The organism is Lentzea waywayandensis (genome assembly GCF_900115955.1).
Lineage (GTDB): Bacteria > Actinomycetota > Actinomycetes > Mycobacteriales > Pseudonocardiaceae > Lentzea > Lentzea waywayandensis.
This window is the reverse complement of record NZ_FOYL01000027.1, coordinates 1-12212: the sequence shown is the minus strand read 5'-3', so window position 1 is coordinate 12212 and position 12212 is coordinate 1. Positions and strand designations below refer to the sequence as shown.

The 12212-nt window shown below is 64.7% G+C and carries 9 protein-coding genes and 1 pseudogene; 4 read left to right on the top strand and 6 right to left on the bottom strand.

Annotation, left to right across the window (positions count from 1 at the left end; genetic code table 11):
• Positions 1–98 precede the first annotated feature (98 nt).
• Positions 99–596, top strand: coding sequence for a hypothetical protein (locus BM417_RS45995; protein WP_093606438.1), 498 nt, complete (start codon positions 99–101; stop codon positions 594–596).
• Positions 597–634: 38 nt separating this feature from the next.
• Here BM417_RS45995 and BM417_RS45990 read toward each other — a convergent pair whose 3' ends face one another.
• The 3 genes from BM417_RS45990 to BM417_RS45980 form a co-directional block, all read right to left on the bottom strand.
• A complete protein-coding gene (locus BM417_RS45990) occupies positions 635–1327 on the bottom strand; it encodes a response regulator transcription factor (RefSeq protein ID WP_093606437.1) in 693 nt (230 codons plus the stop codon).
• Positions 1328–2075: 748 nt separating this feature from the next.
• Positions 2076–2234: a hypothetical protein gene (locus BM417_RS48370; protein ID WP_177320992.1), complete on the bottom strand. Its 159-nt coding sequence runs from the start codon at positions 2232–2234 to the stop codon at positions 2076–2078.
• A 1209-nt stretch (positions 2235–3443) separates the two neighbouring features.
• The gene (locus tag BM417_RS45980) at positions 3444–6146 is read right to left on the bottom strand and encodes an ATP-binding protein (protein WP_093606436.1); all 2703 of its coding nucleotides are present in this window, start codon (positions 6144–6146) and stop codon (positions 3444–3446) included.
• Between the two features lie 109 nt (positions 6147–6255).
• On the opposite strand from BM417_RS45980, the gene BM417_RS47405 reads away from it, so the two are divergent.
• Entirely contained in the window at positions 6256–6531 is a 276-nt protein-coding gene (locus BM417_RS47405; protein WP_143139110.1) for a hypothetical protein, read from the top strand.
• A gap of 504 nt (positions 6532–7035) precedes the next feature.
• Positions 7036–7935: a DUF1996 domain-containing protein gene (locus BM417_RS45970; protein ID WP_093606434.1), complete on the top strand. Its 900-nt coding sequence runs from the start codon at positions 7036–7038 to the stop codon at positions 7933–7935.
• Positions 7936–8495: 560 nt separating this feature from the next.
• On the opposite strand, the gene BM417_RS45960 is transcribed toward BM417_RS45970, so the two are convergent.
• The gene (locus BM417_RS45960; RefSeq protein ID WP_245822880.1) at positions 8496–9176 is read right to left on the bottom strand and encodes a M23 family metallopeptidase; all 681 of its coding nucleotides are present in this window, start codon (positions 9174–9176) and stop codon (positions 8496–8498) included.
• Positions 9177–9545: 369 nt separating this feature from the next.
• On the bottom strand, positions 9546–10247 hold the full coding sequence (locus BM417_RS47400; protein WP_143139109.1) for a hypothetical protein: 702 nt from the start codon (positions 10245–10247) through the stop codon (positions 9546–9548).
• 329 nt (positions 10248–10576) lie between these two features.
• Here BM417_RS47400 and BM417_RS45950 point away from each other — a divergent pair, with 329 nt between their 5' ends.
• Positions 10577–11401 (top strand): hypothetical protein, encoded by an 825-nt coding sequence (locus BM417_RS45950; RefSeq protein WP_143139108.1) that lies wholly within the window; start codon positions 10577–10579, stop codon positions 11399–11401.
• Between the two features lie 226 nt (positions 11402–11627).
• Here BM417_RS45950 and BM417_RS45945 read toward each other — a convergent pair.
• A pseudogene (locus BM417_RS45945) lies at positions 11628–12212 on the bottom strand (oxidoreductase); the annotation flags it as partial.

Sequence of the window (12212 nt, the reverse complement as noted above, 5' to 3'; positions counted from 1 at the left end):
CGGGGGAATCCGCACGTTTGGGCAGCCTTCTCGGGCATCAGGGGTCATGGTGGTCGCGCTGGGGGGCGGAGCTCACGACAGCGGTTTGTAATCGACCGATGATCTGCTGGGACCGCTGTGACGAGGACGTCGTCGGGTACTTCGACGAGTTCGAGATCGGTGTGCTGCGCGACTACGCGGAGAGCCTGCTCCGGCTTCTGGACCACCGTGCGCGCTCCTATCGGTTAGTGGGCACGGCGTTGGCGCCCGAGGACGTCACCACCGATCGGCGGTTGCTCGCTCTGCTGCGCGCCGAACTCGGGGCCGGGGAACCGGACTGGGTGCTCGCCTGCCAGGAGGCCGTCTGCCTGAACTGGATCGCGGATCAGCTGATCGAGCACCTCGGAACGCTGCCGTCGTCCGGAGGTGTGGTGTGCCTTGCCGCGAGATCGGTGCCGACGTGGTCGCGCGTGATCCGGTGGTATCTGGCGGTGATCCGCGAGATGACCGAGCAGGACGGCCGGGCTGCCGGGAAGCCGGTGGCGAAGTCCGTCGGCTGGTTCGGGGGCATCGTGGAGGGGTTGGAGACGCAGAGCGCGTCGTCGGTGTCCTCGTAGTCCACAGTGGAACGAGTTCGGCCGGGAGTGCTTCCGCGTCAGGGGGCGACGAGCTTCAGCCCAACACCGCGCACAGTGTGCAGATAGCGTGGCGCTGAGGCAGTTTCGCCGAGCTTGCGACGCAACCACGAGGTGTGCGCAGCGATCGTCGTGTCTGCGGTGTGCGGCTGCTCCCACACTTTGCGGACGAGTTCCCGCCGCGTGACGACGATTCCCTGCTTGGTCGCGAGGTATGCGAGCAGGTCGAACTCCCTCCTGGACAACGACAACGGTGCCCCGCACAGCCGCGCGGTCCTGGTGGCCAGGTCCACCTTGAGATCATCACCCACCATCAGCACTTCTTCGTCGTTCTGGGCAGTCACCGGGCGCCTGCCGGAGCGACGCAGCAGGGCATTGACTCTGGCGGCCAAGTGCCTGCGGGAGTACGGTTTGACGATGTAGTCGTCCGCGCCGGCGTCGAACGCGGCGAGCAGCCAGTCCTCGGCCGCGCGTGCCGTCGACACGATTACTGGCACGGCGCTGCGGTTCCGCAGCTTGCGCAACGCCGCCATGCCGTCGATCTCTGGCAGGCCCAGGTCGAAGAGAACCAGGTCCAGCTGTCTGGCTCCCGCCGCGCACAACGCGGCGCTGGCTGTGGATACCGCGCGCACCTCGTGTCCGAGTTCTTCCAGTGTGCTCACCAGTGCTGCCTGCGCGATCGGGTCGTCGTCGACCACAAGAGTTCTCGGCATGACGGCGAGCCTACGAGCCCGGACGCGGGACGGCATCGTCATCCGGGGAGGTCGACGGTATTCGACACTTCGGATGTTTCTCTTCGTCCCTTTGGGGCAGAGTAATGTCTGTTCGCGGCTTGTCTGTCCACAGTGGCCACCGACGGTGTGTCGGATGCTCGCGGGCGGTTCCGCGCCTGGCGGTCGACGAACGATCACACGGCAGCCGGTGGCGGTCTCGTTCGCGGACTTGTGGAGCAGGTCGGCGGTCTCAAAGAGCGGGTCCAACGCCGGATTGATGCCCGCCAGGTTCATTTCGCGTTCGACAGCGGTGAGGTCGGCGCCCTAGCGGTCCGCGAGGACGCGTCGCAGGTATGCCGTGTCGTGGTCCTAGCCTGCACGAGGTGATCCCTGGCCGTAACTTCCGCCGCGCGTGGTCAGCAGGATGGCGGCTTTGCCGTCGGGCAGCCCTTCATCCCGGTAAGGCGCGCCGGCGATCGCTACGTCGATCCAGGTCTTGACCTGCTGGGGCACACCAGTTGCACAAGGGCAGGGGAAGAACTGCAGCACTGGCGTCCCGCTGTGCCCACGACTGCTGGGCCACCGCTCGGCGCCGGCCACACCCCGGCGGACCTTCACACCGACTCACAGCGCGACATGCTCGCGCTGTCCCAATACGTCACAGGGTCGACGCCGGCGTGCCGGCGCATGAGCCCGGTGCTGGCCGAGTTCTGCTCCTGTACGCCGGCGTCGACGCGCAGCTGAAGCGCTAGTCAGGGCTGGACTTCTCCGAGTACACGATCTTGACCTCGCTCGCCCGCCGATGAACCGGACCTCGCTCCGCGAAGCCTTCGCGCTCGACGAGACCTTCGCCCTGGCCCAGCGCCCGGAGATCCATCACATCCGAACGCGGGTCCCGGCTCAACATCGCTGAGATCGAACCGTCCACACTGTCGCGGCAATGCCTTGACCGCGGCATCGGCGACCTCGACACCCTCAACGCCGAACTCGCCGCCTGGGAACGCGCCACCAACGCGAATCAGCGCGGAGTCGACTGGCAGTTCACCACCGACGCTCTGTCTGGACCGCGCTGAGCAGCAGGCGCCACTGGCGCGACGTCGATGGTCCACTCGTCGGTGGCGAGCGGGTACCAGCTCGGTGCAACCCGCTAACTACGCCGCCGCACCATCGCACGTGAGAGCCCCCCATGGGGGCGGCCTTCTTCGTCCGCAGATCCGTGGCGAGCGAATGCGTGAACGTGGCACGGTTGAAGAGCAGAAGGCCGCGCTGTCCTCAGGCGACTGGGTCGGGACCCGCACGCCGGTGACGTCGAAGCCGTTCGCAGTCAGCAGATCGTGCACCCCCTGCAGGCCGGAGCCTTCGACCAAACCGCCGTGTATCCATACGATGTTCTGCAACAGAGTCATGACCGCTTCTTTCTTGAGAGAGGCCAGAATTTCTTGGCAGAAAAGCTACGTTCGCGATGCAGCGGCCGCATACGTCAGATGACGGTTTGTGCGACGTACGTCCCCACCGCCTGGCCCTGTGGGACGCGGTAAGGACGCCGAGTCCACGGCGGTTGACGGTGGCCCGTCGTGGAGCGATCCGACGGCCCAGCCCGAGGTGCTGGCGGCTCAAACGTGCCTGCGTGAGTTGAGCGCGATGTGTGCACAGTGGCCACGCACAGGCTGGCCGAGATCATGCCTGACTGGAGGCGTCCGGCCAGACCTCGATGCTACTCGCTGTTCGCCGGCTTGCCGGCCTCGTCGACCCGCCAGGTGAGCGCTTCGTCCGAGTTGTCGGAGTCCGTTGTGGACTTCTTCGGTGCCACCGTCGGCTGACGGCGTCCACATCGCCGCCTCGTCTCTGGATAGCTACGCCGTTCGTTCCTGAGATCGGTCGCAGGCCTACGACGTGAACTGAGCAAGCTGCACGCATATCGCGGCAACCCAGGCCTGTTAATTGAATCTGTTTCAGGTCGAGAGTGGTTCTGTGCGTTACTAGCTCTGCTACGCGCTATTTGTTAGTGCTCGCGAAGGGTCCTTGCCGCAGCCTGGAATTTCATTCGACTGCAATTTTCGAAGAGGACGCTCTCGGCAGCAGCACCGGATGTGCGGTTCATTCCGGTGTTCAGGACCTAGCTCGGATGGTCTTCCAGTTTTACCGAGAGCGCGTCGCGTAGCGCAGCTCTTGAGGTCACACCCAGCTTGGGAAAGATCTGGTACAGGTGCGTGCTGACGGTCCGCGGGGACAGGAACAGCCGTGCCGCGATCTCCTTGTTGCTCAGTCCGCTGGCGGCGAGCTCAGCGATCTCTCTTTGCTGTGGCGACAACGAGGCTGCCCGATCCGAGTCGGTGCTCAGTGTGTGGCGCACTCTTGCGACCCACGGTTCGGCACGGAGCCGGATGAAGGTGTCCAATGCGGATGACAGGTGGAGTCGTGCCTCAGTCAAAGCATTGGCGCGGAGGAGGCGTTCTCCGTACGCGAACTGGATGCGGGCTCGGTCAAATGGCCACCGGGCAGAACCTTCCGTCGCCAGGGCCTGCTCGAACAAGACGGGCTCGCCTTGTGCCATGGCAGCAGCTCCGGCGGTGATCATGGCCAGCCGCGGGGACAGGCCAGGTAGCCCGGCGTTCTGAGCGCATCTTGCGTGGCTCGCTGCCAGTTCGATCTGGCCGTCGCGAGCAGCAGCTTCCGTGAGGTCCAGCACGGTCCGCAACGCAAAAGGCACGTGCGGGGCGAGAGTTCCGGGTGGACTCACAAGGCAGACGTGGTGAAGCGCAGACGGAAAATCACCCGCAGCGAGCGCGACCATCGTCCTGACATGGGCGACGTACGCCTGTACTGCGCCGACACGACGCGGCGCTGCCCAGCGCTCCATCTGGTCCGCCAGGGAATGAGCGCTTTCCGAGCCACGGCTTGCCGCGATCATCGCCTGGATGTACAACCCAGGCCACGTCAGAAGGCGATAGTCGTTCACACGGCAGAGCTCCAAGCCCTCATGGCTGAGTTGCCAAGCCTCATCCCATTCGCCAGTCAGATATGCGTGGTTGGCCAACAGGAACAAGGCTTCGATGGCTGCCGTGACCGCGCCGCCCGAGCGTCCATCCTGCACGACATGGCGCAAGGCTTCACGGCAACCGCCAAGGCGGTCGAGGTAAGCGGCCGCCATCGCGACGCGGATGATGTGGACCTGATCGGTCTCGACCGCAAGATCAACGATCGCGGCGTCGAGGCGGTCCAGGGCGGACAGAGCGGTTCGGGCGGGGTCACGGAACGTGTCCCGCAGCAGTGCCAGCAGCAACGGGACAGTGGGCTCCACATGGGTGAGTGCGATGTCGAATGGTGTCCAAAGCTGTGAGCGGCCGCCGAAGAAGCACAGTCGCAGCAGCGTGTGCAGGGCCTCGACTACGGTGGGATCGGTTGCATCGTAGGGACGGGGCAGGATTTCGATAGCACTGCTCAGCAACCGATGTGCTGTGTCGACATCGCCGTCACCGTTGAGGAGCAGGTGGGCGGCCGCGATGGTGAGCTCCATGGATCCAGCGGCAGTCGGGTCGGCGACGCGAGCTGCGGCCAACAGCCTCGGCACGTCACGAAGGTGCCCGGCTACGTTTGCGCCGAGATAGGCAGCCATGGCGAGTCGTCTCGCGCGATCAGGGCCGTTGTCGCCGAGGTCGGCGGCGCGAATCAAGCCGGCTACCGCCCCGGTCGAGTCACCGCGGTCGAGGCTTTGGCGTGCAGCCCATTCCAGCAGTTGGGCAACCTCTTCGTCGGGGCCGGTGGCGGCTTCGGCAAGGTGCCATGCTCGCAGTTCGGGACGGTCAACGAGTTGGCTGGCGAGCGTGTTGTGCGCTTGTCGCCGTTCCTCTGAGGTCGAGATGTCCACGACTGCTGCGCGGGTGAGCGGATGACGGAATGACAGCCTTCCCCGTTCTACGCGCACAAGTCCTGCTCGTTCTGCAGGAGCGAGGTGATCCAAACTGGGCGAGCTTAGAACCCTGGTCGGGTTGCCTGTGCGATCGAGTGCTGCTACGAGCAGTAACCGTCGCGTGGCATGAGGTAGTTGCTGCACTCGATGTGCGAAAACTCGTTGAAGTCTGTTTGTGATGGGCAGTACGTCCGGCAGATCTGCCTCTGCTGCGCGCTGCTCGCCCGTCAAAGCGACTGGAAGTTCCAGCAGAGCGAGAGGATTGCCGCGGGCTTCGCCCAGCAGCCGCCCGCGCACGGACTTTGCCATAGCGGGAAAGCGCTGTTGCAGAAGGGTTTCGGCCGCATCGTCATCGAGCGGTAGAAGATTGTGGGCGGGCAACTCCTCTTGATCGAAGAAGCCGACCTCGTCGCTGCGCGTCGCGGCGAGGAAGACAACTCGGCTCCCGGAGATCCGCCGGGCCACAAAGCCGAGGACGCTGGCGCTCGGTCTGTCCAACCAGGACAGATCATCGACGACGACCAGTACTGGTCTGGACTCTGAGGCGTCCACGAGCAACGACAACGCAGCATGTCCGATGACGATCGGTTCTTCCGCGCGCTCGTCACTGAGCCCAACCGCTGCCCGCAACGCCCGGACTTGAGTTGGAGGCAGGACGTGAAGGTGATTCAGCAGAGGATGCAGTACTTGATGCAAACCGGCGAAGCTCAGGCTCGCCTCGAACTGGGATCCAGTGGCATGCAGGACAAGGAAGCCCTGCTGCCTGCCATGTGCAGCAGCGACCTCCAGCAGCGCGGTCTTGCCGATGCCCGCCTCCCCGGACAACAGCAGTGCGCCGCCCTGGGCCGCGGCGCTGTCGACGAACGCGAGTACACGCTGCACATCCTGTTCGCGTCCAACCAGTTCCATGACTGAAGAGTCTAAACGTATTTGTCATGACAAACCGTCATCTGATGGTGCAGCAGACCCTTGGCTACGTGAGGCCTTGAGTCATGCACAGAGATCAGAGTGCCCGACAGTGTCGGTGAACATGCCGACTCACGCGACGCGGCGGGCTCCGGCCGTGCCGCTGCCCGCCGACCACGTCCGTGCATCGTCAGGGCGTACCTCGGCCGCCATCCTGGTCCGCGTGGAGTCAGAGCGGGCGCAAGCGCTGAACCTGTCTGCTGAGGTTCCCGGCATGAAAGGACGCCGCCACGATGTCACCCCGGTCAAGAGCGGCGATCAGTTCCGCTGTCAAAGCCGTGACCGCGAGGACCTCGAGCAAGCGGTCCGCTTCGTCCAGAGCACCTGATCCGATCAACTCCTGCCGTCTTTGCCGCAACACGTCTTCAGTCCACGCCACCATCGATCCCCATTCCGTGCTCGCCCCAGTCTGGGCGGCGCCTTCGCAGCGAAGGGACAACTCGGTGACGGCGGCACGCCTCTTTGCCCTTTTGGCGTCAGCAGTTTGCCCGTCGGACATTCGCGACGTGGGCCGTGGAGTTGGGGAACGAACACCGTGTTCACGATGGACTGTCCACTCATGCTGCGTCCGTGACGAACCGTGATCGTATGACTGGAAGGTCGTCACAACCGGTCTGCCTGATATCTCTTCCCCATCGGGGATGGCATCGCTGAGCCGCTCCTCGTCACCGTCGGCGACAACCCAGAACGCCTGAGCCGCGGGGAACCGGCACCGGGGACCGAACGCGCACATTGGCTGGTAATTCCAGGCAGCTGACAGCCAAACGATTGCCTTGGCTGCCAATACTGAGGTGTGAGCTCACGCGTCAGATCCTCAACGACCGTCCTGGTCGTGGTGCTTGCGGCGCTCATCACGGGCACGTTCGGCACGATGCTGGTCGAAGCTCAGGATGATGGCTACTACGTGCCGGCTACGACGCTTGAGCCGACCCAGCAGACCGTGAACGTACCGAGCGTCGTGGTGCGCTGCGGAACCAATGAGCGACGTCACCTCAACCCGGACAACCCGGTCGCCGCACCGGGCGTTCGGGCCGCTGCGCACCACATGCACGAGTACGTCGGCAACACGTCGACGGACGCGATGTCGACCGACGCCACGTTGAGCGCCTCCACCACCACGTGTGAGAGAGGTGACCTGTCCAGCTACTCCTGGCCGGCGCTGAGGCTGACGGACGGTGCCGCTCACGACATGCACGCGGAGGGCGGCGGTGCTGACGGCAATCTTGCCGGGGTTCTCCCGCCGGACAGCGTGGAAGTTCGCTACGAAGGAAGCCCTGCCGGACAGGTGGTTCCCATGCCGCGGTTCCTGAGGATGATGACGGGAGACGCGAAGGCAGTCACCAACGGCTTTGGAGCTGATACTCGAGCGAGATGGGGATGCTCCGACACCGCCGGTCGTTTCACGACGAAGTACCCGCTTTGTGACGACGGCGACCAGACGCTGCGCGTCTACGAGTTCCCCAGTTGCTGGGACGGGGCCAATGTCGACAGTGCCTCGCACCGCTCGCACGTGGTTTTCCCGCTCGGGAACGGGGTCTGTCCTGTTCGGACCTTTGCGATTCCACGTCTCGTTGTGGCTGTCGGCTACAAGATCCCGCACGGTCGTCCGTTCGTGATCGACACCTTTCCCAGCGAGTTGCGCCATCCGGCGACAGATCACGCGGGATTCATCAACGTGATGCCGGAGGCGCAGATGAGCGGGATCGCCACTCGGCTCAACGAACGACAGTGACTGTCACGGCGTTCGATGACACTCCTGCCCGTGCTCGTCTCGTGACGCACCGAGATAGTCGCCACCAATGGCAACACCGTGAGGTCACGGTGATCTCCTTGGCCGCCCCGCCGCGACTCACCTTTCCACTCACACTCTGGGAACATGTTCCATGGAGCCGAGGCTCCTGTTCAGGCGGGATCAACGCCTTTCCTGCGACCCTCTTGGGTGCTGGACAGGACGCGGTGCACGGTCTCCCCGGTGTTCCTGCATGGCCGGTATCAACCTTGCCGGATCGTTCACCGAATGCATGAATCGCGGCCCGTGCGTAGTCCTCGCGGACCTGCATCGACAAGGTGGTGTCACGGACCGCTTGACCTTGGCCAGACATCAGCACCACAATCGCCCGCCTCAACTTCACCGGAACCTTTGCGGTCCTGGTGATCCGCTGGAGCTTGCGCCCCTCTTTCAACGATAAACCGCAGACGAACAAGCTCGTGATGGGAATGCCGCCGCTGCGTCACTGAAAGCTCTGTTCCATCGACCGACTGTGGGCGTGGATCCGGCCGCACGAGGTCTTTTCAGACTCGGACGCCGTTGGCGTTCAGCCAGCCAAGCGGGTCGATCTTTCGGGACCCTCCCAGCCACACCTCGAAATGCAGATGTGGACCGGTCGACTCGCCGCGATTTCCCATCGTCGCGATCTGCTCGCCTGCTTTCACCGCGCGTCCGGCCGAGATCAGGATTCGGTCGACGTGTCCGTAAACGGTGATCGTGCCGTCTGCGTGCCGGACCCGCATCCACAGGCCGAAACCGCTGGCAGGGCCTGCTTCCACGACAACGCCATCGGCTGCGGATCTGATCGGCGTTCCGATCGCGTTCGCGATGTCGATCCCGAAATGGGTCGTGCCCCACCTGGCGCCGAAGCCGGATGTGAACACACCGTCGGCGGGACGCACGTACTTCGGCTTTTTGGCCTCCTCTGCCGCGGCAGCGGCCTGACGTGCCTGCTCGGCGGCCTGGCGTTCCGCTTCGGCCTGTGCCGCGCGTCTGCTCTCAAGAATCAAGACTTGGTAGCGCGCAGTCGCAACCCGTACGTAGGCTTGGGTCTGTGCTACCTGTTCCCGTATGAGTCTGGTCATCGCTTTGCCGACATCGACCTGAGGCTGGTAGTCGCCGGCATGGGCCGCATGCGCTGATGCCAGCACCACTGCGGCAGTGGTGGCTGCGGTCGCCCATCTCTTCACAACGTCGCTGATCAACCGAAGATCCTTTCATTGGGGATACTTCGGTTACACGAAAACGATCAACAACCCGGATGTGCCGCAGGCACCTGTCGCCCTATTTCCCTCTGAGTTGTGCACTATTGGACCGGTTTTGTCTCCCGGCATGATTGGAAATCGCCCACAGTAGGAGGTGAGCGGCAGAATGGAATGCTAGTGGTGGGCTCGCGGGAACCCGAATGCCTGGTGTGCATCAGTCGATAACCGGGTGACTGCGCGTCACTTCCGATTTGATCCCTAGGCAGCGCTCGTGGCCGCGTGTTCCGGCCAATGCTCATTGGTGTTCGAATGGAGTGGCGGCAAGATCTAGAATCCGAAAAGTCTTATTGACGAGATCCGTCGATCTGATCAACTCGCGGTGAGCTCCTGATCGTGTGGCTGTCGCAGCATTCCCGTCAGCTCGTCGACGAGTGCTGTGAGGCTTTCGGGGACGAGGTCACCGCAGCTCCGCCAGTCGACGATTCTGTCGCTGCGTGAGCAGGCGCTGGCGAACGGGACCTGCCTGGGGAACCCCATGCGCACGATGTGCGCATCAGACCTGGCATGCCGAGCGAGCCGGCCATCGCGATCACGGGCAGCTGTGCGAACAGCCACGGGTTGACGCCGAGCTGCTGGGTCAGCGGATTTCCCGGGGTGATCAGTCCCCGAACCAGGGCGAGTACCCGGCTGATCTGTCGGCCTCGGCTGTGCCCGATGATCGCGGGCTTGCCCAGTGGTGTTCACACGGCGCTCGAGTACGTCCTCGCTACGCTGCACGATCACTTCACCGCAATCAAGGCCAAGCTGAATAGGAGCGGGCTGGCAGCGGAAGTTCAACCTGTGCATCAGATCGTGCAGATGCGCCAGCAGCTGCACGATGCGGCACAGCCCGCCGATCAGGAGCAGTGGTAGCTTGCGCGCGGCGAGGGGCGGCGCGGTCCACAGTGGATCGGTCTTGATCTCCGCCTGTTGCACCAACGCCTTGGCTTCATGCCAGACCGGGATGTGCAGCCAGTCCGTCACACGGTGAAGCGGAGCCTGAGGGCCTGCTGCTGCCTTGAGTTGATCCACCGCAGACTCCTCACTTGCCGCGCGACTGCGTACTGTTCGAGGTTCCCCGTGTGCGGATACACGTGTGATGCACCGGTCAGGTTCGGCTCCGATGGCGTAACGACCGTCCGGGGCGTCGAACTGCGCACGTTGGGGCGGAATTGTGCGACATCAACCATCAGCGCGGGTATGTGCTGCCACCGGCTCAGCGCTGCTGACCTATGAGATAACGCCAGCCCTTCCAGCGTGCGAGGGACAAAGGCGCACCCGAGTGTCAGCGGCATGGCGATCGTGCGCCGAATGGAGCAGACTGCGTCAGTTGAGACGTGGTGGCGGAGCGAGGTGGTCGTGTGGCCAAATCTACGATCAAGGCACCGGTGACCCAGGTACCACGGCGAAAGCGCTCCGTCGCGAAGGTCGACGCGTCGCGGCTGCGAGGTTCCGTAGTCGTGGGGGTTGACGGCTCGTCCGCTGGCTACCACGCCTTCGAGTGGGCGGCGCGTCACGCCGTGGCGACGTGTACGGACCTGCAGGTTTACGACATGTCCGCACGATCAGGCCCATTAGCCGGCGACGAGACTCTGCACCGGGTGTTGCGGCGCCTGCCGACGCTCACCGCGCACTTCCGGCTGGGCGGAACCAACCCGGTCCGAACCATGACCACCTCGGGAGCGGAGCAGGACATTCTCGTGCTCGCTGGCAGCGGGCACACCAGCGACTCGGCCGGTCTCAAAAGGAGACTGATACAGGCTGCGATCACGAGGACGCGATCTGCAACGGTGCTGGTTCAGGGCCGTCCGGAAGCCATTCGCGGCGAATACGGATGGGTCACGGCGGTGGTCGGGCGGGGCCACGAGGTGGCCGTTCTGGACAGCGCGATCACGCTATGCCGAGTCCGAGGGGCACAGCTACGCGTGGTGCACCTGCGCCCCCTGTTACCGGGACAGGGGAACCTCGTCAACGACAGCGTGGTGAGCAGCGCCGCTGCGTACCTGCGCGACGCCGCACCCGATCTCAGTGCCGACTTCATCCTCGACCGCCGTCAGCCTCACGAATCGTTCGCGGCGCTGCACAGCGACCTCGTGGTGCTCGAACGCGGACACCAGGGCGCCGCCCTGATCACCAGGACAGCTCTCTATCACGCTGCCTGTCCAGTTCTCATAGTTCAGTGCTGAGCGCGGACCGCGATCGATCGGCCCGGCTCGTCTGCAGCAGCACCTCGGGGGAGCGCGTGTTGATTTGAGCTGGCGCGGCGGTTTCCAGCTGACAGCAGATGCGAGGAACCTGCTGTGGCCGACGCGTGAAAGGTGATCCGCGGACCGCATCGGCGGGTTCCGGGTGCTCCTGCGTGCCATCGTTGTCGCGCCGGCTCGCTCACCGTCGCACAACGATGCGGAATGGTCAGGCCAAGCCGAACTTCTCCGCGTGGACCTGACCGTTCGGCACGTTCAGCCGGCGCAGTCCGTTCAGCACGGCCGCCGTCATGGCGGGCGGACCGCAGACGTACACGTCGCGAGCCACGATGTCAGGCACCAGCTGGTGCAGGGCCCCCGGTTCGAACGGCCGGGCTCCCTGGCCGGTCCGGCCGGTGAGCAGGTGCAGCCGGCCGCGGCGGGCCGCGACGAGTTGGCGCAACTCGTTCAGCAGCACGGCCTCGCGCTCGTCACGCACCCGGTAGAGCACGACGAAGTCGCCGGGGACGTGCTCCTGCAGCAGAGCTCGGATGGGGGTGACACCGACGCCGCCCGCGATCAGCAGCACGCCCGGCCGGGTTCGGTGCAGTGAGGTGAACGCCCCGTACGGACCTTCGACGAACACGCGCGTCCCGTGCCGCAGGGTGCGCAGGCCCGCGCTGCCCTTGCCGACGGCCTTGGCGGTCAGCCGCAGCGTGCGGCCGTCAGGCTCGGCCGACAGCGAGAACGGGTTCGCCAGCCACCAGTGGCGGTGTCCGGGGAATCGCCAGATGCAGAACTGGCCGGACTTGGC